This is a genomic window from Streptomyces sp. NPDC048637 (assembly GCF_040650675.1).
GTDB lineage: Bacteria > Actinomycetota > Actinomycetes > Streptomycetales > Streptomycetaceae > Streptomyces.
Genome location: NZ_JBEZHQ010000003.1, coordinates 192,698 through 218,745 on the forward strand (window position 1 = coordinate 192,698; position 26,048 = coordinate 218,745).

Consider the following 26,048-nt stretch of genomic DNA (forward strand, 5'->3'; position numbering starts at 1 on the left):
GTCCCGTGCGGGAACCATGCGCCCCACCGGGTCCGGCACCCGGTGGGCGTAGCCGACGGTCACGACGAATTCTCAGAAATTCAAAACGGCGCGGATTTTATGCACTTGGCGCCCTGCTGGGGTATGGCGCACCAATACCGCCCCTGCCCTGCTCCTGCGGACGAGTTCTGAGGCCCCACCTTCTGTCTGCGCGGCATCCGTCACCCCGTCATCCCGTCATCCCGTCACCCGACGCCTCGGGCACGGGTAGCGGGCAGGGGGCACGCCGTCCTGCCGGCGGATCGGCCCTGCGGCCTTTGCGGCGCCGGCATCTCCTTCGGTACATCTCCACCTGCCTGACCGCAGCACCCATGGCAACGGCCATGGCCTGATCTACGAAGGGCTCCTCGGCGGTCCTGTCGCCGTGGTGCCGGAAGTTCCCGTAGGTCAGCGAGGCGCCGCCACATCATCTGGCGGAACAGGCACGCCGTCGACCGCCGAAGAACACCTGCGCAAGATCGTCGACAGGACGAACGCCCTGATGGGCGCTACCGGGCTTCACCGCTGGGAAGGAAAACACGAATGTCGTCGATTCCGTCAAGAGCCCGCCCATCCACATCGGATGGGTCCAGCCTTGCCCGCGTCGCCAGAGCCTCGGCCAGCGCGACTGCTTGGTCACTGACGCATCCGAAACGCCGAGCGACGTGGCCCAGGCACAGGCCGGTCAGTCCGAGCAAAGAGCTTCCCGCCGAGGCCCGCGCGCCCACCTCCAAGCAGCAGTGCTCGATGAACTCCCAGTCGTCGTCGTTCAGCGCGATGCCGACCAGTGCGTTCGCCGCAGCGGGCTCCTGCGACCGATCACCGAGTGCGCGGCCCAAGACCTCGACAACGATGGCATGGGGCATCGGCGGGGGATTCTCGAACCGGTGGTGGGAGTGCTGCACATCGTGAGACTACGCACTCCACAGGTGCAGGCACAGGCATAGGCATAGGCACAGGCCCGGCACAGGCACTGGCTCGGGCGCAGCGCAGCCACACGCACCACAATCCTCCTGAAGGGGGCGAACGTTGTCTGATGCAGCACTGGGCTCTGGCTGCTTGGAGCGGTCGGGGGAGGAAGGCCCGGCCGGGCCCCCGCAGCGGGTGTTCCATGCCGGTTCCGGCACGAGCCAGGGGAGTAGTCGTCCGCCTGTCGACGAGGGCATTGAGGAAGTCCGCCAGGAACGTTGCTTTCCCGCTCATGTCCGCGGTGCAGGAACTCCCGGTGTGAGTCTGCGCTTTGCGTAGGCCGTCCTGGATGCCATCCTCCCGCCCAGGCGGCGCAGGGGCGGTGAATCGATGCACATGGGTGTGCGGAAAGTGGCCTCAATCAAACTGGTCCGCGATCCGGATCTCAGGGTCCGTCAGCACGCCTGGGGTAGGGTCGCCTGTCGAGATCATTAAGGACCATCGGGGGACCAACTGCATGTCGAAATCAGCAGAGTTGAGATCGGCCTTCTGGCGACGTGCCGCACGGAGGAAGAAGTGGGGGCTGCTGGCTCTGATCGTGGCTGCGGGGTTATGGGTCTGGCTCGCCTACCTGCTGATAGTGCCGTATTCAGTCGACGGCGGCTGTCCATGCGCAGCGCTGCTCTTCCGCGAAGTGGTTCCGTCCGCGCAATGTCTGCAAACCCGCATGTGGTGGCAGTTGCTGGGCCTTTTCGGGGCAGCGTTGCCCCTGTCCGTCATGGGGGCCGGCCTGTACGTCGCCGGATCGGTGAGCCAGTCGCTTTGCTACCACCTCCAGGAAGTGCAGTACTTCGAAGCCCGAGAGGCGGGCACGGGTTCCAACTGAGGGAGGCGGGGCGTGCACGCATGGCGGGGCAGGGGAGCCACCGATGCCCCCGCAGTGTCGGCCTACGGCCCGTCCTCGTCGGAGCTGTCCGGCTCGGACTTGAGCTGCGGTCGCGCTGAGTACCGCCGTCGTCCGCCGCGACCGGGCGGGCGCCCGAGACCGTGTCGGACGGACCGTCCCCCGCGGAACGCGTGTGAGGGCCTGGAAGTCGTCAGTTCCAGGCCCTTTGAAAGATGTCACCGTCGGAGCGGGGCGATCTGGATTTCCGGTTCTCCCGAAGCAGGCTGGTCGTCAGAGCAATTGTCCGGACCTGTGGATCGATCTTGGTCAGGCGGCGGTCGCGATGGGCGGGCGTGACTGATTTTTGATCTTCTTCTCGTTCGAGGTCCGCGCAAAGCGTCGCCCGAATGAGGAGCCGTGGCTGCCCGTGAAGACGTTGGCCCGACATGGTGCCTTCCCTTCACTCACCCGTACGGTCAGTCGGCCGATCAGACAGTTCGTCGGCCGGCTGCCGGTCAGTCAGCGGGCAGGCCGAACCAGCGGAGGAGTACGGGTCGTGCGTCGTCGGGGGCGTCCTCGGGCCCACGGGCATAGCGCGCGAGCAGGGCCAGAGGTCGATGCCTGCGGCCAGGCGGCTTCCGAGCACTTCGCGGGGCAGACCAGGCTCAGGCCGCCATGAAGCGGCCCAGCTCGCGTGACTTGTGCTGAAGGGCGGCTGCCCAAGTCACCTCAGAGGAAACTGGGGCCGCCGACACCTGAACATCCTTGAGGCCGCCGTCCTCGGCGAAGCCTGCTGGCTGCCAGTTCACCTCGATGCCTGCCCTCTCCGCCAGGACCAGCATCGTGGCGACGAAGCCCTCGGACAGGGCAGCCATGACTGCGTGACTCGTTCTCCGGTGCCACGCGAGAAGGGCCTCGACGAACTCTTTGAACACGATGGGGTCAATCTGGCACTCGTCAGCCTGCATGGGGCCGATGCCGGACGGCAGCCCCAGTTCGGCTTGGTAGATGCTCACCTGGCTCATGAACAGCCGGGAGGCCCCGTTGGAAGGGTTCCACAGGGTCTGGTCGCCTATGTCGTAGTACTGGCTCAATGCAGTCCCTCCCTGCCGGTCATACCGGCCAGCGTCGCGAGCACCTGACATTACGGTCAGTCAGCCCTCCACGGAAGGTGATCCAGAACCCGTTCTCGTGAACATCGAGCACGGCGCACTTCGGGCGCCTCCCGAAGCTGGCTCCGGCTCCCTGCCGCCGGCGGGCGCAGGGAGCAGTCATCGATGTACTTCGCGCGACGGGAGCCGCGCGAAGTACGCCTCGCGGGCCTCCTCGCTCAGCTCACCGTCGAGGCTGAGGGCCTGCCTCAGCGTGCGACCGTCTGCTTGGGCGGCATGACCGACCAGCCTTACCACCGCGCCCAGTTGTCGTTCGGCCTCGTACCGCACCATTGCGGTCATCCGGGTCAGTCCACTGGGGTCATCCGGGTCAGTCCACGACGATGCCCGGATAGCAGTGCTCGTGGTGCCAGCCCGGGGCCACCGGGTAACCGCAGTAGCAGAATTCGGGCCGCGCCGACTCGCCCCTGGCACGCCGGGTCAGGGCGGCGATCAGGGGCTGGCGGTCCAGCCAGGACGCAGCGTCGTCGCGGTCGGCCAGGCCGAGGGCCTCCGGCGTCACATCGAGCCCGTCGGCGAGCAACTCGATGATCCGGTCGGCCTGTTTATGGATGAAGCGCAGGACGTTGCGGCAATAGGACGGGGGCATCTCGTCCAGACGGTGGCGGCGGTCCTGAATGTCCTGCCAGACCTCGTCCTGGTTCAGGAGGTTCACCCAGTGCTCTTCCGAGGTCCAGCGTGTCGTCGGCGCGACGGGGCCGCTGCTGCCCGCAGACCGCACCAACTCCTGCGTCTCCACGGCCTCTTCGAGGGCCCGGTGGTACTCCGCGTGGTCCTCGGCCGCCAGGCGCCGGTAGATCGCTACGGACATGTCGGCGTCCCGGCGGGCGGCGGCGAGGCTACCCTCGGCGCCGAGCCGGGCCTCGGCCGACTGGCGGAGGACCTTCGCGTGGCTGCTCTCGTACCGGACCGGGTCGGCCGCCGCGAGCCGTGCGGTGACCCCAGCCGCCTCGTCGGCCAGGGCGAAGGCCTCCCGCCACCGTTGCAGCCTTCCCAGATAGGTGACGAGCCGCGACGCGACGTCGGCCAGAACGGGCTCCTGCACGGCGGGCGCCACCGCGGCCAGCCGTCGGGCGGTCGCGACGGCCTCCTCCAGCGCGGTGACTGCCTCCTCCCTGCGCCGCGACGCCCACAGCAGGACGGACAGATTGCCCAGGCACTGCGCCAGCTCGGACTCATCGAGCACGAACGCGCGGGCGAGTAGCGACCCGGCGGGCGGGCCGGGCCGCCAGGCCACGCCGGGCGAATTCGATGGCCCGCGCCTGCGCGGCCACGGCGTCCGAGAGGCGGCGCAGCTGCCAGGAGAAGATGCCGAGGTTGTTCAGGGCGAGCGCCAGGCCGGTCTCGTACTGGCCCGGTTGGGTCGCCGTCAGACGCCAGAAGATCCCGACCGCCTGCTCCGTGGGGGCCATGGCCCGGTCCGGGTATCCGGCCGCAGCCAGCCCCTGGCCCACCTGAGCGAGGGCCAGGGCGAGGCCGGGTTCGTGGGCCGCCGGGTCCGCCTCGGCCAGGTCCTGGAAGAGCGCGGCCGCCTCCTCGGCCGCGTGCAGGGCGCGGTCGGGGGCGTCGGCGTCGAAGGCGTGCTGGGCCAGGTGCAGCAGCGCGGTCGCCAGGGTCGCGGTGGGGGATATGGACGGCGATGTGGACGGTGATAGGGACGGCGATGTGGACGAGCATGCAGTAGGGGAAGAGGACGGGGAGTGAGAAGCAGCCGGGTGTGTACCGGCAGCCGCCGCCTTGCGGAAGCTGCGCACCGCCTCCTCGTCCGCGGCCAGCGCCTCTTGTGCCCGCCCTGCCCGGCCGAGACGGAAGCCGAGGCCCTGGTGCAGGCGGCCGCGCTCGGTGGGGTCGGCGGTGCCGGGGAGGCGTTCGGCGACCAGTCGGGCCGTGAACGTCGCGATGCCCGCGTCCAGGTCGAGCTGCCCGAACTCCGGGAAGCAGGCCTCCACGGAGACGAGTACGGAGGCCGGAAGGGTGGTCTCGGCGAGCGCCGTGAGGGCCGCGCTGCCCGCGGCGACCGCCACCGACGGGTCCTGCCGAAGGATCTTCTCCAGGTGCCCGGCGATGTGCGGCCAGCGCCCCGGTGCCGCCGCAGCGGCCAGGAACGTCAGGCCGCGCGTGACCGAGGGCGGAACCGCACCGTCCGGGTCGCGGGCGCTGAGCGTGCGCGCTGTCGGTGCGGCCCAGGGGGCGGCTGGGTAGCCGGTCACGCGGTGCCCGTCGAGGCTGAGGGCGAGGAAGTCCTCGGCGAGCCGGTCCGGGTAGAGCGGCTCGAGGACGGCGCCCGGCTCCGCCGCCGGGTAGCACGTGCCGTGGTCGGTGAGCAGCCGCAGCGGCCGCTCCAGGCCGGTCCTCGCGAGCAGGGCGCCGCCGTCCTCCGGTGACACGGCCCCGGTGAGGGCGGCCGTGAACACAACGCGGTTCATGTCGCTCGGCGCGGTGCTGAAGTCCAGTCCCTCCAGGCGGTTCTCCCACAGCCGGGTCCAGTGTCGTCGCTCCCGGTTCAGGAGGTACGCGGAGAGGCCGGCCAGGTCGTTCGGGGCCTGTTCGCCGCGTACGTGGGCGTCGACGGCAACCAGGGCGGCCATGTGCACGGCGAGGACGAGCCCGAACTCCGGGCGCTCCAGACCCTTCGGTGGTGCGATCACGGCCGGGTCGGCCACACCGTACCGGGCGGCGAAGCAGTCCCGGGCCGCGGCGAACATGGCCGACCTGGCCCGCGGGTCGCCGCCGGGGGCGCCCAGCGGGCTCAGCTCCTGGTTCCGGGTGTCGGCCATGACGTCTTCCAGGGCGGAGCGCACAGCAGGCCAGGCGGTGGACGAGCGGGCGAGCAGCAGCAGCCGGGTCGGCACAGAGCCGGTGAGCAGCCGGTTGCTGAACAGCCAGGTGAGGTGCGAGACAGGCCAGCGGTCCGCGTAGTCGACCACGAGGAGCATGCCACAGGCCCCGTCGGGCCGCAGGTCCGCGCCGCTCTCCTGGCCCGCGTCCAGGACGGCGCCTGGCCCGTGCGTGGCCGTGACGACCTTCCAGCCCGCGGCGGCGCTCTCGGCGGCGAACTCGTCGGCGAGGCGGCTCTTTCCGTGCCCGCCGGGGCCGTGCAGCCAGGTCGCCGAGAGCCGCGGCCCGGGGGCGTCCCGCCAGGCGGCGAGCTCGGCGCGCTCCCGCTCCCGGCCGGTGAAGTCGACCAGCCGGTAACGGGCGTTGAGCATCCGGCTGGGCTGGTGCAGCAGCCAGGTGTCGTCCGGCGCGGGGGCCGCACTCTGGTGCTCGCCGAGCAGATAGACGGGCCCACGATCCGGGAAGACGTGCAGGTCGGCGCCCACGACTCCGTATCCGAAGCCGCTCTCCACACGGATCGACTGGTGGACGGCCGCCTCTGCGGCGGGGCCGGGCGGCGGTGCGCCACCGCCGCCGGTGGCGACCCGACGGCCCTGCCGGGTGCCCTCGTCAGCCCCTGTCACCGAGCGGCCCCGGCGGTACCTTCACCCCCGGCCTCCCTTTCCCTTTGCGGCGGTTCGGCGGTACGAACCGGCGCTGACTCGGTGCTGTGGTGGTGGTTGACGATGTTTCCGCCCTGCACCAGGAACGCCTTCGCGTTGTCCCGTACGACGACGTCCTGCACCCACTTCGGTTCGCTCTTCCCGGCGGGCCGGACCTCCTCGATCAGGGCCCGCAGCTCCTCGGCTGCAGCCGGGTCGCGTTGCAGCAGCGAGCGCAGTTCGAGCTGCCACAGCGGAAGGAGAGTCTGCCGCACCTGGTCGCTGTCCTCGGCCTCCGCCACGAGGTGGGCGTTGCTGTCGAGTTGGCCCTCGATCGCCTGCTGCCGTTCCTCGCCGTCACGGCGCCGGAACAGCTCCGCCACGCGGGTGCGGGCGAGCATCCAGGAGTCGGTGGCCATGGCTCCGACCACTGCCGTACCGCCGGCCATCACCAGTTCGTCGAGCACAATTCCTCCCTCTGCGGGCACCGTTGACGTCGCGCAGTCCGTGCGCCGCTCCCCGCTCCGACGACCGTAGAATATCCAGCCGGAATCCGGGGGTTGTACTGGCCGTTCTCACAGCGTGTGAGCGATGACTCGCTCCACGGTGGCCGCTGTGTCAGAGTTAATTCATGCGCATGGCTGGTGGGGGAAAGCAGGACGGAGCGGCCGCGTCGGGGGAATCCGTACCGGACCTGGTCCGCACGCGTTGGGGGGTCCGCCTGACCGACCCGCTGCCGGCCCGATTCGAGGAGCCGGGCTGGAGTTACGAGGAGAAGGTCCCGCGCCGCTGCCCCGCCTGCGGTGGCGAACTGCACTCTCTGCGCAGGCCGTACGAGTCTCAGGGGCGCGTCTACCGCTACGTCGCCGTCGTCTGCCCGCGTTGCCCCGCTGCCTACGCCCTCGCGGATCTCGGCGTGAAGACGTACGACAAACTCATGGGTCACAGCGGCTGGGCAAAGGCCCACGCGCCCGCTCCCGCCGCTGAGCCGAATCCCGGCCCCGATGCCGACGATGCCTGGGGCGCGCTGCTGGGCCCGTGCCCCACGGGTGACGCGCCGGGCGGCCTGACCATCACACCGATCTATGCCACCCCCGGCGCGACACTCCGGCCCACGCCCGGCCCCGTGCGCATCATTGCCTCCAACGTGGGCTTGCCCGGGCCCAGTTGGCCCGCCGACCTGCCGCTGCCGACCGATCCTGAACGGCGGCTCCTGTACTGGTGCAAGGTGACCGATCCGCACTGGCGGCCACCCTTCGCGGCCATCGACGCGGCCGAGGACATCCGCGTCATCATGCCGGACGGCCCGGAATTCGACGCCCTGCGCGCGTACCTGACCGACGAGGACATTCCGTACCGCTGTGCACGGCACTGGCAGGAGTCAGAAGTTGTCGGCACTGTCGGCGACTTGGGAGACCGAACCGACCTCGTCGCGTGCCCCATCCGCTCCGGACCGCTGCCTGCCGCCCCGGTCGCGGGTCCCGGCGCCCATGCCGCCCGTGACGCGTTCGCGCTGCAGTGGGACGCCCTGGAGGAGCTGCCCGAGGACGCCGAGGACGCCTACGTCCCGGTGGCCGACCTGGTGCCGCCGGGCTGGTCGCGGTTCCTGAAGTACCCGACGTTCAATCCGGCGCAGGCCGACGCCGTCCCGGCGATCCTTGAGGACGACGGGAACGTCCTGGTGGTCGCCCCGACCGGCGCGGGCAAGACCCCGATCGGCATGGTCGCCGCCCTCAAAGCCAACGCGCAGGGCCGCAAGGCCGCCTGGCTCGTGCCGCAGCGCTCCCTGACCGACGAACTCGACCATGAACTCGACCTGTGGCGCAGCAATGGACTGAGCGTGGTGCGCCTCACCGGCGAGTACGCCGTCGACGCCGAGCTGATCCGCAAGGCCGACATCTGGGTCGCCACCACCGAGAAGTTCGAGGCCATCTGCCGCACTGGCTCGCTGCGCGACGCCCTCGCCGACGTCGGCTGCCTCGTCGTCGACGAGGTCCACCTGCTCGGCGACCCTGGCCGCGGTCCCGTCCTGGAGGCCCTGCTTGCTCGCGTCGGCGAGGACACCGGGCAGGTCCGCGTCGTCGGCCTGTCCGCGACGGTCGCCAACGCCGACGAGGTCGCCGACTGGCTGGGCGCCCGCCTTGTGCGCACCACGTGGCGGCCCACCCGGCTGATCTGGCAGATACCCGTCCCTGCCGCCTCCACCAACAGCGACCGGGGCGCCCGCGCTGCGGCCCGCACCCGCGCCGCCGTCCGCCAGGTCCGCACCATCGCCGACGAGGGCGGCAGCGCCCTGGTGTTCTGCGGCAGCAAGCGCGGTGTGCGGATGACCGCGTTAGCCCTCGCCGAGGAACGCGGGGCCCGCACCAAGGGCGTCGACAAGGACGACCCGGAGGCCGTCGAGCGGCTCTGCTCGCTGACGGGCGTGCGCCTCCACTACCGGGACTGGCCCCACAAGCGCGAGGCCGAACGGGCGTTCCGGAACCGCGAGGCAAACGCCCTGGTGGCGACGTCCACCGTGGCGGCCGGGGTCAACCTGCCCGCCCGCGCCGTCGTCGTACGTGACACCGAGATCGGCATGGACCGAGTCGAAGTCTCCATGGTCCAGCAGATGTTCGGCCGCGCCGGCCGCGTCGGCGCCGGGGAGCGCGAGGGCTGGGCCTTCCTCCTCACCGACGGCACCGACCGGCCCGAGTGGCAGGCCCGTCTGGCCGCCGGCTACACCGTGCGCTCCCGCATCCGCGAACGCCTGCCCGACCACCTGCTGGCCGAGGCGGTGCAGGGCCGCGTGCGCACGCTCCGCGAGGCCGAGGACTGGTGGACCCACACCCTCTCCTACCACCAGGGCAACGAGAGCTTCGACCCGCTGTACGACGCCGTCGACTTCCTCACCGAGGCCCGCTACCTGCGCCGCAGCCCCGGCCCTGAGCACGACGACACCCTCGTGGCCACCGAGCTCGGCACCCTCACCAGCCGTTTCATGCTCGCCACAGATCTCGCCGACGGCCTGTCCGACGCGCTGCGCGCCGTCCCCGTGCCCCAGGACCCGGACGCGGCCGAGCAGCTGCTCACCGCGCTGCTCGCCGCGCACCTGCCGAACCTGGCACAGGCGCAGTTCACCGACCGGGCCCGCGCGGTGCTGCTGCGGATCCTGCGCCACGGCGGGCACTTGGACCCCCCGGACCCGGAGGCGGGCGGCGCCCCGGCACGGCCGGGCGACGAACCAGTGGTCGCGGGGGACCTGGCGCGGGCAGTGCTGCTCCTGGTCGCGCACAGCCCCAAGGTGTTCCGCAGCCGCTCCTCGTATGTCCTCGGCATTCCCGCCGAGAGCCTCACCGGCATCTACGAGGAGTCCCAGCGCTACCTGGCCTGGATCGGCGCGCAGGGACCGCTCGGCACCGTGCACCCCTGGGCCGTCGTCGTCGCCGCCGACCTGGCCGCCCGGATCCGCTGGCGGGAACTCGGCCCGCGCCGCGGCGCCGGTCGCCTGTTGTGGATCTGCGAGCAGATGGCCACCGCGCCGCTCGCCGCCCGGCTCGTGCCGCAGATGTGGCGTGCCGCCCGCAAGCGAGGCATCGGCGCCCCCGACTGGCCGGGCACCACGCCACCCAACGGCTGCGCCCTGCCCGCCCAGCGCTACCGGCAACTCCTCGCGGAGCGCACGACGGGCGCGCTCCTCACCCCGGGCCCGGACGGTGTCCTGGCCCGGGGCTGCCCGCATGGCGCGACCCTACGGCTGTGGGACGGCACGTCGGTGGAGTTTCATCCGGTCGAGCGCGCCCCGGTCGAACTCCCTTACCCGCGCCCGGCACCGGACGACCCGGCGGGCGGCCACCGTGGCGCGGCCGTCTTCACCCGGAGCGACCGCCTGGCAACGGGCTGGTTGGCCGCGTACAACGGCTTGGTCTGAGAGCCGTCCCGGCCGGGGCAGCCCTTCGCGATGGGTGGGTTGGTGCGGCCGGGCGGCCGGGCGGCCGGGCGGCCGGCGAGGTGGAGAGCGTCGAGCGTCACCGACAGCGCCGTGTGGACTCCGACCCCTTCGCGCAGCATGGGAGGGCGACGGAGGGCCGATCCCCCTGCAGGTGCGGCCAGGCGACGAGGGTGACCTCCCACCTGACCAGGCCGAGACGGATGGGTGGGAGGAGCGGGCTCCGTTTCCCCGCATCGCGGATACGCCCGGGGCCGCCGCCTTGAGGCTCTAGAAGAACCCGAGCTTCTTAGCCGAGTAGTTCACCAGCAAGTTCTTCGTCTGCTGGTGGTACAGCGACATCGCATCGCTGACCTGCGCACCTAGCAGCCATGGGCAGCACGTCGGAGTCGTTGGCCCGGGGGTGGTCCAGCCGACCTTCTTCTCGGCGGCGGCCCGATCCTTGCTCTTCCGGTTCAGCTGACTCCTGTAGGAACTTGCGCTCATGGGCTTCCCCTGCCCTTTTGCTGGGTGAGCGCGGACAAACACTGCCGTGGACACCGCGAGTGCGGGGAGATGCGCTCCCGGCTCGGGGAGGAGCGCCCTGCGTGAGGGCGCCCGAGGCCGTCATAGCCCTCGACGACGACCAGCAGGACCCATGCCAGGGGTATGACCAGCGATCGCTCCCCGAGCAGGGGGCGGGAGAGGAGCGTCAGCCCTGCTGCCGTCCAGCCACCGGGTCAGCCTGACGTCGGCGGCTTCTGCGCGTCGAAAGCGAAGAGAGTGTTCTTGGCCGCGGCCACGATCACCGCACGCCCTGCAAGAGTCACCCGCGGGCTTGCACCCTGCTCGCCCGTCAAACCATCGACCTGCGGATCTGTTGTCCACAGGATTTTGCCATCGTCCGGCGACAGCGCGACCACCCGGCCGGTGGCCGAGCTGAAATACAGTGCGCCGGCTGCCGCACCAGGACCCGACGCGCCCTCTACGCCAGTCTGCCGCGACCACTTCTTCCGGCCGGTCGCGGGGTCGAGTGCTGTGACGAGACCGGTCTGCCCGCTCATGTAGACGGTGCTGTCCGCCATGCCGGGCGTCCCCGCGTATGTCTTGGCCAGTCGGGAGTACGTGACCTTCCGCGAGGCCGGGTCGACCCGCGTCACCCCGTTGTAGCCGGCCAGCTCCGTTCCCTTCCTGTGTACTTGCACGAGTACGAGCCTGCTGTTGGCGACGCCTATCGGCATGGCGGGGCCGTTGACCGCGATGGGCCCGCCCAGTGTCCCCGAGGCGCGGTCGACCGGGTACAGGGTGGGGTGGCGCACTGCCAAGGCATCCACCTCCGCATCCTTCGCGCACATCGCGACGAGCTGTGGGCCTACCGGTACGGGAGCGCACTGCGTACCCGCTGGGAATGGCGACGTCCATGTGACCTGACCGCTGTGCGCGTTGCGGGCCTCGAAGCGGGAGTTGGAAGCGTCGACCGTCACGACGTCGGAACCGACCACAATGGCGTCCTGAGTCCGACCCGTGACGGCCGTCGACTGGGCGCCGGACGGCACGGACCACAGCTCCCGTCCGGTGTTCGCGTCGAGGGCCACCACCTCGCTCGGAGGGTCCTGCGGGGCGTCCTGGGCGGCGAAGCGGTAACCGAGCACCGTGTCGTCGGTGGCGCCCACCAGGTGCATGCCGTTGACGGGGACGCCGGGGCTCTTTGCCGTCCACACCCGCGAGCCGTCCCTGGCCCTGATACGGGCCGCGACGACACTGCCGCCCCCGCAGAACAGCGCGTCGCCGTGCGCGATGCAACGCAGCTCGTCGGGGATGTCCTCGCGACCGCCCGGCACGGTCTCGTGCCACGGCTTGAAGCCGTCCGGAAGTGCGGCACCCTCCACCGCAAGGCTGTTGCCCTTTTCGCCGCCGCTGTTCCCCCCAAAGCCGCCCGCCGTCAGTGCGGCGACTCCTCCACCGATTGCTGCCACCGTGACCGCGACCGCGGCCGCGAACACGGGACGCCAGCGGCGACGCAGTCGGCGGCCGATGGGGGTATCGGTGCTCCCCGTAACGTGAGCGGCCGGGGTGATGGTCGGGGGCGCCGGCGCAGGGGTGGCCGGCGTCGCGAAGTGATGCTCGGTAACCATGTCGCGGGTGCGGCCCGTGCCAACTCCCCTCGCGTCGATCTGGCCGAGGTCGGCCGGCAGGTCCCGTAGCAGCACGAGGAGTTCGTCCGCCGAGGGCCGCCCGTTGGGCTCCTTGGCCAGGCACGACTGGACGACCGTGCGCAAGGCCACCGGCACATCCTCCAGCGACGGCTCACTGTGCACCACCTGATACGCAGCTATGTATGGGCTCTCCGCGTCGAAGGGCCCGTGGCCCGTCGCTGAGTAGGCCAGCAGCGTCCCCAGCGAGAAGACATCAGACCGTGGCCCTACATCGCGCGGCGCCTGCAACTGCTCCGGCGACATGAAGGGCGGCGTACCGATGACCCGCCCTGTAATCGTCAGCGTCTGCTGGTCCACGGCGCGCGAAATACCGAAGTCGATGACGCGTGGGCCCTCGGGCGAGAGTACGACGTTCGAGGGCTTCAGGTCACGGTGGATGACCCCCACCCGGTGGATGTCCCGCAGCGCCTCCGCCAGCCCGATGGCGAGCCTCCTCAGCTCCGCTCCGCTCAGCGGGCCCTTCGTGCCGATGCGCCGGCCGAGCGTGTGCCCCTGGATATAGGTCGTCGCCATCCACGGCTGCTCGGCCTCAGGGGCAGCGTCGACCACGGCAGCGGTGAACGCGCCACTCACCTGCCTCGCCGCCGCCACCTCCTGCCGAAAGCGGATGCGGAACTCGTCGTCCGCCGCGAACTGCGGGTGGATCAGTTTGATCGCGACAGGACGCCCCGAACTCGTACGGGCCAGAAAGACCGTGCCCATGCCACCCGAGCCGAGTCGCGCCTCAAGCGGATAACCGCCGATCTCGGCTGGATCACCTGCGCGCAGCGACACTCTTCCCGACCTCCCGTCCCTCGTGCACCTCTGCCACCACGGGCCTGCGTACCTGCCCTGCACACAAATTAGCCGCAGGGCAGTACAGCAGAGCGCAGCGGGTGACGAACAGGACCTCAGGGCTGCTGCTCCCGTGCCGCACGCGACGAAGACTCGCCAAGAGGAGGGCGGATTCCAGAGCTTGTTGCCACACCGTGGTCGGTTGGCCATCACGTTCTTAGCTTGTCGTTTAACCTCGTCTCCGTTGGGGGTGGGGATGGAGCAGGCGGTTTTCGAATCCGTCAGGTACTCCACTGTGTGCCAGGACTGCGGTGCGGAGCTGGAGTGCTGGGGAGTTCAGGCCCTGGTGGACGGCCGGTTGCGATGGGACGTTGAGTCAACCTGTTCCGCCTGTGGATTTGCGGTAGCCGCGTGCGGTGGCGACGTGCCGGCCGAATGGCGGGATCAGATGCTCTCCAAGCATGGACCCGCGAGGCTGCAGGTGAGCAGTCCGCCGGTGAACAGCGTCGCCATCATGCGCGTGCTGCGGGCTGAGCTCGGCATTGACCTGATAAACGCCAAGGCTGTGCTGCGCCGTGTGTTGGACGGTGACTACTCAGGAACGCTTCCCGAGATGGAACACCTGGCCCGCACGCTTCGGAAGTCCGGCATCGCTGCTGCAGCTACTCGGCCTTAGCTGTCTGATCTGGTAGCTCCGTGACGGTCCGCCTCGGCTTGGTGCCTCTCTTGTGGTGAGCGGGCCGACTGTATGCCTCTCCGGTGGCGAGGACGCGGCCCACGTCATGCCGGGTGGCCGGGCGGCGGTTCTTCGAACCCGGCGGCCGGCCAGGTCCGGGACGAGACGGTTTCGGTGCACTGGCCGGAGATCCGGTCTTCGCGCACAGGTTCCTGAACCCCCTGCGGACCCGGGCGGGCGTGAGCTTGTTCGGCGGAGCCGGTTTCTCCCAGGGCCGCCGGAGATCGGTGGCCAGCGGACGGGCGAGCCGAAGCTGGGCATAGGCGGCGATCGACCGTCGGCTCCACCTCCCCGATCGGACCTGGTGCCAGGATGCCGAACGGCGCCGACAGGCCGGTTTTCCCGAGGAAGCCGTGTTCGCGACCAAGCCACGCCTGGCGCTTCAGATGCTCACTCCGGCGGCCCTGGACGCCGGAGTGAGCGCGTCGCACTGCAGGAAAGGAGTGGACGGACGACGGCGGGGTCTACGAGGTGCACTCGCTCAAGCGCCGCGCCGAGACTGCCACGCGGCCTGTTCCCATCCCGCCCCAGCTCGTACGCATGCTCCGTGCGCACATCGAACGCTTTGGTGTGGCGTCGGACGGGCGGATGTTCCGGAACCAGGCGGGCAATTATGTGGACTTCGCGGCGTACGGCATTACGTGGAAGCGGGCAAGGGAGTTCGTTCTGACCCGCACGGAGCGCGCCTCCGGCCTCGCCAAGAGGCCCTACGACCCCCGGCACGCCGGGATCTCCTTCTGGCCGTACTCCGGCGTGGACCCGGCCGAATGCGCTCGCCGCGCGGGCCAGCGCATCGAGGTCCTCTTCCGTCACTACGCCAAGCTCCTGGACGGCGTGCGGGAACAGACGAACCGCCTCATCGAGCAGTCCATGCAGGAGTGGGACCGCATCAGCCAGGGCGCGGTGCCTGAGGGCTGAGCCGGGGCTTTGATCCGTGACTGGTCCGGAAGCGCTGGTCAGGAACGGGATAGCCGAGGGAGAAACTGGAAGTTACCACGTAAACCGGGCCCGACTGTTAGCGGGCCGCGGGAGAGGCGCCTGACGGGCGAAAACCCAGTTCAGGCGCCTCTTCTTGAGGCTCTAGAAGAACCCCAGCTTCTTAGCCGAGTAGCTCACCAGCAAATTCTTCGTCTGCTGATAGTGATCCAGCATCATCTTGTGGGTCTCCCTGCCGATTCCGGACTGCTTGTAGCCGCCGAAGGCCGCATGGGCCGGATAGGCGTGGTAGCAGTTGGTCCATACCCGTCCGGCCTGGATGGCGCGGCCCGCGCGGTAGGCGGTGGAGCCGTCCCGGGTCCAGACGCCCGCGCCCAGACCGTAGAGGGTGTCATTGGCGATGCCGATGGCATCGTCGAAGTCGCTGAAGGGTGCCACGGCCACCACGGGGCCGAAGATCTCCTCCTGGAAGACCCGCATGTCGTTGTTGCCCTCGAAGATGGTGGGCCGGACGTAGTAGCCGCCCTCCAACTCGCCGCCGAGTTCGGCACGGGACCCGCCGGTCAGGATGCGGGCGCCTTCCTTCTGGCCGATGTCCAGGTAGGAGAGGATCTTCTCCAGCTGGTCGTTGGAGGCCTGAGCGCCGATCATGGTGTCGGTGTCCAGCGGGTGTCCCTGGACGATCTTCTCCGTGCGGGCCACACCGGCTTCCAGGAAGTCCTGGTAGTGGCCGCGTTGGATCAGCGCCCTGGACGGGCAGGTGCACACCTCGCCCTGGTTGAGGGCGAACATGGTGAAGCCTTCGAGCGCCTTGTCGTGAAAGTCGTCCACCGCGGAGGAGACGTCGTCGAAGAAGATGTTGGGGCTCTTGCCGCCCAGTTCGAGCGTCACCGGCCGCAGGTGCTCGGACGCGTACTGCATGATCAGGCGGCCGGTGGTCGTCTCACCGGTGAAGGCGACCTTGGCGACCCGGGGGCTGGAGGCCAGCGGCTTGCCCGCCTCGGCGCCGAAGCCGTTGACGATGTTGACGACGCCGGGCGGCAGCAGATCCGCGATCAGACTCATCCAGAAGTGCACCGAGGCGGGGGTCTGTTCGGCCGGCTTGAGGACCACTGCGTTGCCGGCGGCCAGGGCGGGGGCGAGCTTCCAGGTCGCCATGAGGATGGGGAAGTTCCAGGGGATGATCTGCGCGACGACGCCGAGCGGCTCGTGGAAGTGGTACGCGACGGTGTCCTCGTCGATCTCCGACAGCGAGCCCTCCTGGGCGCGGATGGCGCCCGCGAAGTAGCGGAAGTGGTCGATGGCGAGCGGGATGTCGGCCGCCAGCGACTCCCGTACGGGCTTGCCGTTCTCCCAGCTCTCCGCGACCGCCAGGGCCTCCAGATTCTGCTCCATCCGGTCGGCGATCCTGTTGAGCACGCCGGCGCGGTCGGCGGCGGCCGTACGGGCCCAGCCGGGGGCGGCCGCGTGTGCCGCGTCCAGGGCGCGCTCGACGTCCTCGGCGGTGCCGCGGGCGACCTCGGTGAACGGCGCTCCGTTGACCGGGGTCGGGTTCTCGAAGTACCGGCCCAGCGCGGGCGCCACATACTCGCCGCCGATCCAGTGGTCGTAGCGGGGCAGATAGCTCATCACGGCATCGGCGGAACCCGGGCTGGCGTAACGGGCCATGGTGCGGCCTCCCAATCGCTCTCGGCGCGGTGCCCGCCACTCCCGTGTGACGGGCGTTGAGCGCAGGCTAGAGCCGGGGAGGTTGCGCGAACGTTGCGGCGCGCGCGGCGGCCGGCGCGCCCACCGCGCCAAGGCGGCCGCTGGTCAGGCCGTACGCCGCGCGCAGCCGGTGCGCGGTGGCCATCGGTGCGCTGCGGGCCGGGGAACGCTCCGGCAGGGCGTCCACCAGGGCTTCCCAGATCTCCAGGTCGTCCTCGGCCCAGGAGGTGCGCGACCACTCGCGCAGCAGGCCGGGATCGCGGGCGCCGAGCAGGGCGGACCGCATCCGGTCCGCCAGTGCGCCGCGCAGCCGCTGCACACCGGGCGCCTCCGACAACGGCAGCAGTGGACCGCGATAGCCGTTCAGCGCGGCGCGCAGCTCGCCGGCCGCCAAGGCCTCCTCGACCGCGCCCAGATCGGTCTCGACGGACCTGCTCAGCCGGTACGGCCGGGAATGCAGCAGCGCACCGACCAGCTGCCGCAGCCGGGACAGCTCGGCCCGCAGCGTCACCGGGCGCATCTCGCGCTCGCCGTACAGCAGCACCGAGAGCTGATCGCCCGTCAGCCCCTCGGGATGCCGGGCCAGCAGCATCATGATCTCGCTGTGCCGGCGGCCGAGCCGCAGCCGCTCCCCGTCCATGACCAGCAGCGCCTCGTCCCGGCCGAGCGCCGACACGCAGACCCCCAACTCCGGTACGCCCGCGGCGAGATGGGCCTCCGCGGCACGGGCGGTGGCCTGCACCAGAGCCAGGCTGTGCGGAGTCGCCACATGGTCCCCGCCGGTGAGGTCCACCGCGCCCAGCAGGCGGCCGGTCCGTGGATCGTGCAGCGGGGCGGCGGCACAGCTCCAGCGCTGCACCTGCCGGTTGTAGTGCTCGGTGGCGAAGATCTGTACGGCATGGTCGGCGGCGAGGGCGGTGCCCGGGGCATTGGTGCCGGCGTGCCGTTCGTCCCAGCGGGCGCCGACGACGAAGTTCATCCGCTCAGCACTGCGCCGCACTCCGCGGTGCCCCTCCACCCACAGCAGCCTGCCCTGCGGATCGCAGACGGCCAGCAGATGCGCCCCGTCCTGCGCGAAGCTGCCCAGCAGCTCCCGGAAGACCGGCATGGCGCGGGCCAGCGGATGCCCGTCCCGGTAGGCGCTGAGCGTGGCCTCGTCCAGCTCGATGGGCGCGGCGCCGTCCGCCGCTGCGTGCGCGTCGGCGGAGCGGCGCCAGGAGTCGGCGACGACCTGACGGACCGGCGGCGTGACGGTCCCGTCGGCCAGGAACGCCGCATGCGCCCTTCGCACCGTGCGGGTGCGCTCCACCGGATCGGCTCCGGTCTCCATCGCCAGCCAAGGGTTGACCACGTGCCACCTCTCCGGTGCGGCTCCTGCTCCCGTACGGCCGATGGTGCTCGTACCGGGCGCGGCCGTAAACCCCGCGGGGCGCACCGGGGCGCCGTGGAGGAGCGCGCGCCGAGAGGTCCGGCGCCGCCCCGGCCGCTCGTGCGGGACGGCTTCAGGCGGTCCGCAGGACGGGGAACGGGCGGGCGGCCGCTGCCTCCCGCCCGCCTGGCTCCGAGCTCGCTGCCGCTACTTGATCGCCTTGATCAGTTCACCGTTGGTGGTGTCGCCGCTCAGCTCCCAGAAGAACGTGCCGCCCAGCCCCTGTGCGTCCTTGAAGGCCATCTTCGTGCCGATGGTCTCCGGGGTGTCGTAGCTCCACCACTGGTCGCCGCACTTGGCGTAGGCGGTGCCGCCCACCTTGCCGGTGGCCGGGCAGCGGCCCTTGAGGACCTTGTAGTCGTCGATTCCGGCCTCGTACTTGCCCGGTGCCGCGCCGGTCGCCGTACCGCCCGGTGCGTCCTGGGTAACGCCCGACCAGCCGCGGCCGTAGAAGCCGAGGCCCAGCAGCAGCTTGTTCGCCGGCACGCCCAGGCCCTTGAGCTTGGCGATGGTGTCGGTGCTGTTGAAGCCGGCCTTCGGAATGCCGCTGTACGACGTCAGCGGGGAGTGCGGAGCCGTCGGGCCCTTCGCGTCCCAGGCGCCGAAGTAGTCGTAGCTCATCGGGTCGTACCAGTCGACGTACTGGGCCGCGCCCGCGTAGTCGGCAGCGTCGATCTTGCCGCCGGCCGAGGCGTCCGCGGTGATCGCCGCGGTCACCAGATTGCTCTGGCCGAACTTCGACCGCAGCGCCTTGATCACGTCGGTGAAGGCGTCCCTGCCGCTGGTGTCGCAGGTCAGACCGCAGGCGTTGGGGTACTCCCAGTCGATGTCGATACCGTCGAAGACATCCGCCCAGCGCTTGTCCTCGACCAGGTCGTAGCAGGACTGCGCGAAGGCGGCCGGGTTCTTGGCGGCCTCGCCGAAGCCGCCCGACCAGGTCCAGCCGCCGAACGACCAGATCACCTTGAGGTTCGGGTGCAGCTTCTTGAGCTTTCTGAGCTGGTTGAAGTTGCCGCGCAGCGCGCCGTTGTCCCAGGTGTCCGCCGTGCCGTCGACGCTCTGGTCGGCGGTGTACGCCTTGTCGTAGTCGGCGTAGGAGTCGCCGATGGCGCACTTGCCGCCCTGGACGTTGCCGAAGGCGTAGTTGATGTGCGTCAGCTTGGCCGCCGAGCCCGACGTCTCGATGTTCTTGACGTGGTAATTGCGGTCGTAGACGCCCCAGTTGGTGAAGTATCCGACGACCTTGCCGCCCGCGGCGGTGGCCGCCGGGGCCGCGTCGCGCGGTGCGGTGGGGGCGTTCGCGGGGCGGGCGGAGGCCGGTCCGGCGAGCAGGGTGCCGGCCAGTGCCGCCGTACACAGCGCGGTGACGGCGGCGAGCACTCTGCGCGGTGAGCGCATCCGGTGCGGTCTGAGCATGTCGTCTCCTCGGAGGGGGTGGGGGTGTCCGCGCACTCCCGAACGGCCCGTCCTCCAGGCGGACGACGGGCGCTGCGGACACCCCCTGGGGGGAGCCTGACCTGCGTTCCGAATTGGCATGAACGCGTTGAACGTTGGAGGAGAAGGTAGAAGGACTAGACCAGTGAGTCAATGGTTCGGACCAATTTCCCGGCCGGGCCGGGTACCGGGGCCGGATCCCCGCAGTCCGTGATGATCAACCCGTGACGCGGAGCCGCCGATCGGGCATACTCCTAGCGCCACAGTCGCAGGTCATCGCCATCCGAGACCCGGAACGCGATCATCGGCCTGGCACTACGGAAACCGGCGCCGCCGCCCACCCCGCGCGTGTCGCCGCAGCGCCCGACAGGGAGGAGAGCGCCGCCATGACCGAGTACGGCCCCCGGCCGGTGGACCGCAGGCTGCCCACCGAAGAAGCCCGTGACCTGCTGATGCTCGTACGCGAGCTCGCCGAGCGCGAGATCCGGCCGACGGCCGCCGAGGAGGAGGACGCCGGCCACTTCCCGCGCGCGACCTTCACCCTGCTGTCGGAAGCCGGACTGCTGTCGCTGCCCTACGACGAGGAGTTCGGCGGTGGCGGCCAGCCGTACGAGGTGTACCTCCAGGTCCTGGAGGAGCTCGCCGCCGCCCGCCTCACCGTCGGCCTCGGCGTCAGCGTGCACACCCTCGCCTGCCATGCGCTCGCCGGCTACGGCAGCAAGGAGCAGCGCGCCGAACACCTCCCGGACATGCTCGGCGGCGGGCTCCTCGGTGCGTACTGCCTCTCCGAGCCCTCCTCGGGCTCCGACGCCGCCTCCCTGACCACCCGGGCCACCCGGGAGGGCGACACCTGGACACTGGAGGGCACCAAGGCCTGGACCACCCATGGCGGCGCGGCCGATTTTTACACCGTGCTGGCCCGCACCGGCGGCAGCGGCGCCCATGGCATCACCGCCTTCCTGGTGCCCGGCGACGCCGAGGGTCTGAGTGCCGCAGCGCCCGAGCGCAAGATGGGCATGAAGGGCTCCCCGACCGCCCAGCTGCACTTCGACGCCGTCCGGGTCCCCGACTCCCGCCGTATCGGGGAGGAGGGTCAGGGCTTCGCCATCGCCCTGTCCGCCCTGGACTCCGGGCGCCTGGGCATCGCGGCCTGTGCCATCGGCGTCGCCCAGGCGGCGCTGGACGAGGCACTCGCCTACACCGCCGAACGACAGCAATTCGGCCGCCCCATCGTCGACTTCCAGGGCCTGCGCTTCATGCTCGCCGACATGGCGACCCAGATCGAGGCGGGCCGCGCCCTCTATCTCACCGCCGCCCGGCTGCGCGACGCCGGTCTGCCGTTCTCCAAGGAAGCGGCGATGGCCAAGCTGTTCTGCACCGACACCGCGATGCGGGTGACCACGGACGCCGTCCAGCTCCTCGGCGGCTACGGCTACACCCTCGACTTCCCGGCCGAGCGCTTCATGCGGGAGGCCAAGGTCCTGCAGATCGTCGAGGGCACCAACCAGATCCAGCGGATGGTCATCGCCCGCCATCTCGCGGGCCCCGAGAAGCGCTGAGCGGGGCGGGGTGGGCGCGGACGTCCCCGCCCACCCCGCGGCTTCCCGCCCGACCGGGTCCTGGTGTCAGCCCACCAGCCCCTTGAGTCCCGTCGCCGTCCCGATCGCGACCACCAGCGCGCCGGGCGTACGGGCCGCCGCCCGCGCCACGGCGGAGGCGACGGCGGACGACGGCTCCAGGAGCAGGCCCTCCGCGGCCAGCCTCCGGTGTTCGGCCATGATCGCCTCGTCGTCCACCGCGACCGCCGTGCCTCCGCTGCGCCACAGCGCGTCGAGCCCCTGCCAGCAGGGCCGCTCCTCGCCGAGGGAGAAGGCCACCGTCGGCCCGGCCGCCACCCGCGTACGCTCCTGGTCCGCGCGGTCCGGGTGGCGCAGTGCGGCGGTGAACGGCGCCGCGGCGGCCGGTTCCGCGGCCACCAGCCGGGGCTCCCGGTCGATCAGCCCGGCGGTCGCCAACTCCCGGAAGCCGCGGCCGATTCCGGCCAGCAGATCCGCCCGGCTGGTGGGCACCACCACCGTGTCGAGCCGCCGCCCGGAGAAGTCCCGCGCCAGCTCGTAGGCGACCGACTTGTACCCCTCGTTGGCATACGGATTCCCGCCCGGCGAGGGGGCGGAGTAGCTGGTCAGCGGGTACCGGCCGGGCTGTCCGACGGCCCGTGCCATCGCCGCGTTCCGTTCGGCGGTGGTACCCGGGTGGACCACCCGCTCGGCGCCCAGCGCATCGATCTGGGCCCGCAGCCCCGCCGGCACCGCCTCGTTGGTGAACACCACACAGCGCAGCCCGGCGCGCGCCGCGTATGCCGCGGCCGCCGCCCCCGCGTTGCCGGAGGACGCGGCGACCACGGTGTCCGCGCCGGCCGCCACCGCAGCGGCCACCCCGACGGCCATCGCCCGGTCCTTGTGCGAACCGGTCGGGTTCCCGCCCTCGTATTTCAGCCATACCTCACCGGCAGGCCCGCCCCCTCGGGTTCGGTCCGGGGCGTTCCGCAGCCGGACGACCGGGGTGTTGCCCTCGCCCAGCGTGACCGGCGGGCCGGGCACCGGCAGGGCCGTCGGCAGGCCCCACGGACCGCCGGGATACCCGCTGAGGTCCACGCCGTCCAGATCCGCGAGCGGCGGCATCGTATTGACGCCGATGCCCTCCGCGGCGCAGGTCCGGCAGCCGTCGAAACCCTCCGCGGTGCGGGCGCAGCGCAGACAGTGCAGGGATGGTGAGGTCACCGTGGCTCCAGGAATAGGTTGCGCGTCGACCAGGCGACGGTAACAGCCGAACTGCTACTAGGACCCCTACTCGCCTTTCCGGGTCTGGCCGTCCGTGCAGAGCTGACGTACCGTCAACTCCCGCCCGGGGGCGTCGTACCCGGGCGCGACGCCCTGCCGGCCGCGCGCCAGGAGGAGACCGTGCCCGACCGCCCGATCGCGCTCGACGAATACCCGATCCACCAGGTCCCGCTGTCCCTGCGGCATGTCGCCACCGGCGACCGCAACGCCTACGACCGGTGCATCTTCCATGTCATGGACCACTCCGGCCGCGCCCTGCTGATCGCCGGCCTCGGTGTCTACCCCAACACCGGCGTCATCGACGCCTATGCCACCCTCCGCCTCGGCGACCGGCTGTATGCCGTACGGGCCTCCGACGCACTCACCGACGACCGCCTCGCGCTCACCGTCGGCCCGCTCACCATCACCGTCGAGGAGCCGCTCGCCCGTCTGCGGCTGACCTGCGCCGCGGACCCCGGTGACCCGGACGGCCTGGCCTACGACCTGACCTGGAACGCGGCGTTTCCTGCGACCTGGGAGCCGCACCACACCCAGTACCGCGGTGACCGGCTGATGCTGGAGGGCCGGCGGTTCGTCCAGGCGGGCACCTGCACCGGCAGCATCCGCGTCGCCGGCCAGCAGCTCGCCGTCACGGCGGGGGAGTGGACCGGCACCCGCGACCGCAGCTGGGGCGTCCGCCCGATTGCCGGCGAGGACGGCGGACGGGCCGCGGAGGAACTGCGGCCCGAGGGCTTCCACTGGGTGTGGTGCCCGGTGCGCTTCGACGACCGGTTTGTGATGGTCATCGTCCAGGAGGATGCCGACGGCCATCGCACCCTGAACGAGGCCCTCATGGTCGACGACGACGCCCGCGAGGTCCAACTCGGCTGGCCGCACACGGACATCGGCTACCGCCCCGGCACCCGGCACCCCGAACGCGCCGTCATCCACCTCACCGGCCCCGGCCGCACCCCCCTGGAACTCACCGCAGAGATCCTCACCTCCTCACCCCTCGCCCTCGGCGCCGGCTACCCTCCCGCGAGCTCTCAGCTCCGTTCGAGCAGGGGGGACCCCCATGCCGAAGACTGGCAGCACGGCACCTGGCGGGGCCGCGACTGGACCGACCGCCGCAGTTACGACCTCACCGACCCGGCGGCACACCCGCACGCCGCCTACGGAGTCACCGACCACGCCGCCCGTTTCACCCTCGACGGCCGGACCGGCTACGGCATCTTCGAGCACGGCAGCTTCGGCCGTCACGACCCCAGCGGCTTCACCGGCCATGACTCCGTCGCGCGGGAGGCCGGGCGATGACGGCGCAGCCGCCCGCCGCCGACCCCGGTGGCAGCCGCCCCGGGGGAGCGCCCGCGGGACGGCGCCCCCGCACCACCACCCGCGACCCCGAAACCCTCACCCGCCGGCTCACCGCCTGGCTCGGCACCCGGCTGCCCGGCGCCCGCGCCGTCGCCGCGACCGTCCCGGACTCCAACGGCATGTCCAGCGAGACACTGCTCTTCGACATCGACCACCCCGGACCGCCGTCCCCCGAGCTCCCCTCCTTGCGCGAGCCGGGCGGAGCCCCCGTCTCCTGCGCGCTGCGCCTCGCCGCCGACCCCGCCGCGTTCGCCGTCTTCCCGCGGTACGACATGGCCCGGCAGTACCGCACCATGCGCCTGGTCGCCGCCCATACCGACCTCCCGGTGCCCCGCACCCTCTGGCTTGAGGAGGACCCGGCACACCTCGGCGCGCCGTTCTTCGTCATGGCCCACGCCGACGGCCGCGTCCCACCGGACGTCATGCCCTATACGTACGAGGGGAATTGGCTGTACGAGGCCACCGATGCCCAGCGCGACCACCTGGAGGCCGCCAGCGTCTCGGTCCTCGCCCGGCTGCACGACCAAGTCCCGCCCGCCGCAGCCGACTTCCTCGCCACCCCTGGTACCGGTAGCGCGCTGCACCGCCATGTCGAGGCCCAACGTGCCTACTACGCGTGGGTCATTGACGGCCGCCCGCGCTCCCTGCTCATCGAGCGTGGCTTCGCCCGGCTGGCCGACCGTTGGCCGTCGGACCCCGGCGAGACCGTTCTGACCTGGGGCGACGCCCGGATCGGCAATATCGTCTACGACGGGTTCGAACCGGCCGCCGTCCTCGACTGGGAGATGGCCGCCCTGGGCCCCCGCGAGCTCGACCTGGGCTGGATGGTCTATCTCCACCGCTTCTTCCAGGACCTCACCGAGGCCGGCGGCAAACCGGGACTGCCCGGCTTCCTGAGCCGCGACCGCGTCGAGAGCCGCTATGCCGCGCTCACCGGGCATCCGCCCCGCGACATGGACTTCCACACCCTCTACGCGGCCCTGCGGCACGCCCTCGTCATGCTGCGAGTGGCCTACCGCCAGGTCCACTTCGGCGAGATACCGGTCCCGGCCGACGCCGATGCGCTGATCCTCCACCGGGAGACGCTGGAGGCGATGATCGAGGGCCGCTACTGGTGAGCGCGGCCCCTCCGTAAGGGCTCTTGGGTCCGTAAGGGCGCTCAGGCGCGCGGACGCATCCGCGGCACCCGGGCCGGACCGGTGCCGGGTCCGCCGAGGTGCGAGAACGGCTGGCGGCGCCAGTCCAGGCTCTCCGGAAGCGTCAGCAGCATCGCCGCGTCCTGCTCCTGGGCGTCCAGCGTGTCCTCGGTCTCCGGAGCCTCGGACACCGCCCGGCCGGAGCCCTGGCACACCGTCAGCCCGAACGGGTTCCACGGTGAGGCGCACAGGGCGTGCTCCGGGAGCGTGTCCTCGTCCGCCAGCAGCGCGATCGGCTGCAGGCAGTCGGGGCACGTCACCCGGTAGATCTCATAGGTATCGAAAGAGTCGTACGCACCGTCGTCGCCGGAGATGCCGGAACTGTCGCCCTCCTGGGCGTCGATGTTCGTGCCAGCGGAGTCCTGCTTAAGGTGTCGCATGATGTCCATCCCCCTCGGGTGGGCCAGTCGTACCGCTGACTTCCTGTGACGGGCGGTCCCGGCCACCAGCAGCAATTCCCTTCATGCCGCACGCATAATCGCCGGCACCCCACCGACACCGGATCACACGTGTGGCATTGGTCACATGGCCCGGCGCAAGGGGGTCCACGATCCGGCGCGCGGTGCGCATACGCGCCCGCGCGCAGTAGGTTGAGTGGGTGGAGGAGTTGGACCGACAAATCGTGGATCTGCTCGTCAAGGACGGGCGGATGAGCTACACCGACCTGGGCAAGGCCACCGGCCTGTCCACCTCGGCGGTGCACCAACGGGTGCGCCGTCTGGAGCAGCGCGGTGTCATCCGGGGCTATGCCGCCATCGTGGACCCTGAAGCAGTGGGCCTGCCGCTCACCGCCTTCATCTCGGTCAAACCCTTCGACCCCAGCGCGCCGGACGACATCGCCGACCGCCTGGCCGAGGTCCCCGAGCTGGAGGCCTGCCACAGCGTCGCGGGCGACGAGAACTACATCCTCAAGGTCCGGGTCGCCACCCCCTTGGAGCTGGAGCATCTGCTCACCCGCATACGGACCCTCGCCGGCGTCTCGACCCGCACCACGGTCGTGCTGTCCACCCCCTACGAGGCCCGTCCGCCACGCATCTGACCGGTGATCGCCCCCCG

At 71.0% G+C, this 26,048-nt stretch carries 21 protein-coding genes and 2 pseudogenes; 9 read left to right on the plus strand and 14 right to left on the minus strand.

The annotated features are described in order from the left end of the window. Window positions 1-527: 527 nt before the first annotated feature. The gene (locus AB0C46_RS06040; RefSeq protein ID WP_362826051.1) at window positions 528-923 is read right to left on the minus strand and encodes a hypothetical protein; all 396 of its coding nucleotides are present in this window, start codon (window positions 921-923) and stop codon (window positions 528-530) included. Between the two features lie 521 nt (window positions 924-1,444). On the opposite strand from AB0C46_RS06040, the gene AB0C46_RS06045 reads away from it, so the two are divergent. Continuing rightward, window positions 1,445-1,813, plus strand: a complete 369-nt coding sequence (locus tag AB0C46_RS06045; RefSeq protein ID WP_362826053.1) for a hypothetical protein — start codon at window positions 1,445-1,447, stop codon at window positions 1,811-1,813. Window positions 1,814-2,478: 665 nt separating this feature from the next. Here AB0C46_RS06045 and AB0C46_RS06050 read toward each other — a convergent pair. From AB0C46_RS06050 to AB0C46_RS06070, 5 genes are all read right to left on the minus strand, one after another. Further along, window positions 2,479-2,907 carry a DUF6086 family protein gene (locus tag AB0C46_RS06050; protein WP_362826054.1) on the minus strand — a complete coding sequence of 143 codons (429 nt, stop codon included), beginning with the start codon at window positions 2,905-2,907 and terminating at the stop codon, window positions 2,479-2,481. A gap of 177 nt (window positions 2,908-3,084) precedes the next feature. After that, a complete protein-coding gene (locus AB0C46_RS06055) occupies window positions 3,085-3,267 on the minus strand; it encodes a hypothetical protein (protein ID WP_362826055.1) in 183 nt (60 codons plus the stop codon). A 28-nt stretch (window positions 3,268-3,295) separates the two neighbouring features. Continuing rightward, window positions 3,296-4,222, minus strand: coding sequence for a tetratricopeptide repeat protein (locus AB0C46_RS06060; RefSeq protein WP_362826056.1), 927 nt, complete (start codon window positions 4,220-4,222; stop codon window positions 3,296-3,298). Continuing rightward, entirely contained in the window at window positions 4,161-6,446 is a 2,286-nt protein-coding gene (locus AB0C46_RS06065; RefSeq protein ID WP_362826058.1) for an ATP-binding protein, read from the minus strand. Before AB0C46_RS06065 ends, AB0C46_RS06060 begins: the two co-directional genes overlap by 62 nt. Then, window positions 6,443-6,931, minus strand: a complete 489-nt coding sequence (locus AB0C46_RS06070; RefSeq protein ID WP_362826059.1) for a hypothetical protein — start codon at window positions 6,929-6,931, stop codon at window positions 6,443-6,445. The genes AB0C46_RS06065 and AB0C46_RS06070 overlap by 4 nt, the downstream gene beginning before the upstream one ends. Window positions 6,932-7,095: 164 nt before the next feature. Between AB0C46_RS06070 and AB0C46_RS06075 the strand changes: the two genes are divergently transcribed. Continuing rightward, window positions 7,096-10,374: a DEAD/DEAH box helicase gene (locus AB0C46_RS06075; protein WP_362826060.1), complete on the plus strand. Its 3,279-nt coding sequence runs from the start codon at window positions 7,096-7,098 to the stop codon at window positions 10,372-10,374. A 288-nt stretch (window positions 10,375-10,662) separates the two neighbouring features. On the opposite strand, the gene AB0C46_RS06080 is transcribed toward AB0C46_RS06075, so the two are convergent. Further along, window positions 10,663-10,878, minus strand: a complete 216-nt coding sequence (locus tag AB0C46_RS06080) for a hypothetical protein (protein WP_362826062.1) — start codon at window positions 10,876-10,878, stop codon at window positions 10,663-10,665. A 233-nt stretch (window positions 10,879-11,111) separates the two neighbouring features. After that, a complete protein-coding gene (locus AB0C46_RS06085; RefSeq protein ID WP_362826063.1) occupies window positions 11,112-13,361 on the minus strand; it encodes a serine/threonine-protein kinase in 2,250 nt (749 codons plus the stop codon). A gap of 496 nt (window positions 13,362-13,857) precedes the next feature. Between AB0C46_RS06085 and AB0C46_RS06090 the strand changes: the two genes are divergently transcribed. Next, complete coding sequence (locus tag AB0C46_RS06090; protein ID WP_362826065.1) at window positions 13,858-14,037, plus strand: hypothetical protein; 180 nt, start codon at window positions 13,858-13,860, stop codon at window positions 14,035-14,037. On the opposite strand, the pseudogene AB0C46_RS06095 reads toward AB0C46_RS06090, so the two are convergent. After that, window positions 14,024-14,392: pseudogene (locus tag AB0C46_RS06095) on the minus strand (transposase); the annotation flags it as partial. The gene AB0C46_RS06090 and the pseudogene AB0C46_RS06095 sit on opposite strands and share 14 nt — an antisense overlap. Between AB0C46_RS06095 and AB0C46_RS06100 the strand changes: the two are divergent. Continuing rightward, window positions 14,376-14,531: pseudogene (locus AB0C46_RS06100) on the plus strand (transposase); the annotation flags it as partial. The pseudogenes AB0C46_RS06095 and AB0C46_RS06100 overlap by 17 nt on opposite strands. A 106-nt stretch (window positions 14,532-14,637) precedes the next feature. Next, complete coding sequence (locus AB0C46_RS06105) at window positions 14,638-15,015, plus strand: hypothetical protein (RefSeq protein ID WP_362826066.1); 378 nt, start codon at window positions 14,638-14,640, stop codon at window positions 15,013-15,015. 162 nt (window positions 15,016-15,177) lie between these two features. Here AB0C46_RS06105 and adh read toward each other — a convergent pair whose 3' ends face one another. From adh to AB0C46_RS06120, 3 genes are all read right to left on the minus strand, one after another. Beyond that, on the minus strand, window positions 15,178-16,701 hold the full coding sequence (gene adh / locus AB0C46_RS06110; RefSeq protein WP_362826068.1) for an aldehyde dehydrogenase: 1,524 nt from the start codon (window positions 16,699-16,701) through the stop codon (window positions 15,178-15,180). Window positions 16,702-16,768: 67 nt separating this feature from the next. Continuing rightward, the gene (locus AB0C46_RS06115; protein WP_362826069.1) at window positions 16,769-18,091 is read right to left on the minus strand and encodes a GAF domain-containing protein; all 1,323 of its coding nucleotides are present in this window, start codon (window positions 18,089-18,091) and stop codon (window positions 16,769-16,771) included. 225 nt (window positions 18,092-18,316) lie between these two features. Beyond that, entirely contained in the window at window positions 18,317-19,585 is a 1,269-nt protein-coding gene (locus tag AB0C46_RS06120; protein ID WP_362826071.1) for a glycoside hydrolase family 18 protein, read from the minus strand. Between the two features lie 404 nt (window positions 19,586-19,989). On the opposite strand from AB0C46_RS06120, the gene AB0C46_RS06125 reads away from it, so the two are divergent. Next, window positions 19,990-21,162, plus strand: a complete 1,173-nt coding sequence (locus tag AB0C46_RS06125) for an acyl-CoA dehydrogenase family protein (protein WP_362826072.1) — start codon at window positions 19,990-19,992, stop codon at window positions 21,160-21,162. 66 nt (window positions 21,163-21,228) lie between these two features. Here AB0C46_RS06125 and AB0C46_RS06130 read toward each other — a convergent pair whose 3' ends face one another. Beyond that, window positions 21,229-22,383 carry a pyridoxal-phosphate dependent enzyme gene (locus AB0C46_RS06130; protein WP_362826073.1) on the minus strand — a complete coding sequence of 385 codons (1,155 nt, stop codon included), beginning with the start codon at window positions 22,381-22,383 and terminating at the stop codon, window positions 21,229-21,231. A 180-nt stretch (window positions 22,384-22,563) separates the two neighbouring features. Between AB0C46_RS06130 and AB0C46_RS06135 the strand changes: the two genes are divergently transcribed. Continuing rightward, window positions 22,564-23,736, plus strand: a complete 1,173-nt coding sequence (locus AB0C46_RS06135; RefSeq protein WP_362826075.1) for a hypothetical protein — start codon at window positions 22,564-22,566, stop codon at window positions 23,734-23,736. Further along, a complete protein-coding gene (locus AB0C46_RS06140) occupies window positions 23,733-24,914 on the plus strand; it encodes a phosphotransferase family protein (RefSeq protein WP_362826076.1) in 1,182 nt (393 codons plus the stop codon). The genes AB0C46_RS06135 and AB0C46_RS06140 overlap by 4 nt, the downstream gene beginning before the upstream one ends. A 41-nt stretch (window positions 24,915-24,955) precedes the next feature. Here AB0C46_RS06140 and AB0C46_RS06145 read toward each other — a convergent pair whose 3' ends face one another. Beyond that, on the minus strand, window positions 24,956-25,381 hold the full coding sequence (locus tag AB0C46_RS06145; protein ID WP_362826078.1) for a hypothetical protein: 426 nt from the start codon (window positions 25,379-25,381) through the stop codon (window positions 24,956-24,958). A 209-nt stretch (window positions 25,382-25,590) separates the two neighbouring features. On the opposite strand from AB0C46_RS06145, the gene AB0C46_RS06150 reads away from it, so the two are divergent. Continuing rightward, window positions 25,591-26,031: an Lrp/AsnC family transcriptional regulator gene (locus tag AB0C46_RS06150; RefSeq protein ID WP_026170119.1), complete on the plus strand. Its 441-nt coding sequence runs from the start codon at window positions 25,591-25,593 to the stop codon at window positions 26,029-26,031. Window positions 26,032-26,048 lie beyond the last annotated feature (17 nt).

What these genes read in the sequence shown, in the direction of transcription:
- adh (WP_362826068.1), bottom strand. Translation starts at nt 16,701, where the DNA reads ATGGCCCGTTACGCCAGCCCGGGTTCCGCCGATGCCGTGATGAGCTAT.
- AB0C46_RS06145 (WP_362826078.1), bottom strand. Translation starts at nt 25,381, where the DNA reads ATGGACATCATGCGACACCTTAAGCAGGACTCCGCTGGCACGAACATC.
- AB0C46_RS06075 (WP_362826060.1), top strand. Translation starts at nt 7,096, where the DNA reads ATGCGCATGGCTGGTGGGGGAAAGCAGGACGGAGCGGCCGCGTCGGGG.
- AB0C46_RS06120 (WP_362826071.1), bottom strand. Translation starts at nt 19,585, where the DNA reads ATGCTCAGACCGCACCGGATGCGCTCACCGCGCAGAGTGCTCGCCGCC.
- AB0C46_RS06125 (WP_362826072.1), top strand. Translation starts at nt 19,990, where the DNA reads ATGACCGAGTACGGCCCCCGGCCGGTGGACCGCAGGCTGCCCACCGAA.
- AB0C46_RS06045 (WP_362826053.1), top strand. Translation starts at nt 1,445, where the DNA reads ATGTCGAAATCAGCAGAGTTGAGATCGGCCTTCTGGCGACGTGCCGCA.
- AB0C46_RS06105 (WP_362826066.1), top strand. Translation starts at nt 14,638, where the DNA reads ATGCTCCGTGCGCACATCGAACGCTTTGGTGTGGCGTCGGACGGGCGG.
- AB0C46_RS06055 (WP_362826055.1), bottom strand. Translation starts at nt 3,267, where the DNA reads ATGACCGCAATGGTGCGGTACGAGGCCGAACGACAACTGGGCGCGGTG.
- AB0C46_RS06140 (WP_362826076.1), top strand. Translation starts at nt 23,733, where the DNA reads ATGACGGCGCAGCCGCCCGCCGCCGACCCCGGTGGCAGCCGCCCCGGG.
- AB0C46_RS06080 (WP_362826062.1), bottom strand. Translation starts at nt 10,878, where the DNA reads ATGAGCGCAAGTTCCTACAGGAGTCAGCTGAACCGGAAGAGCAAGGAT.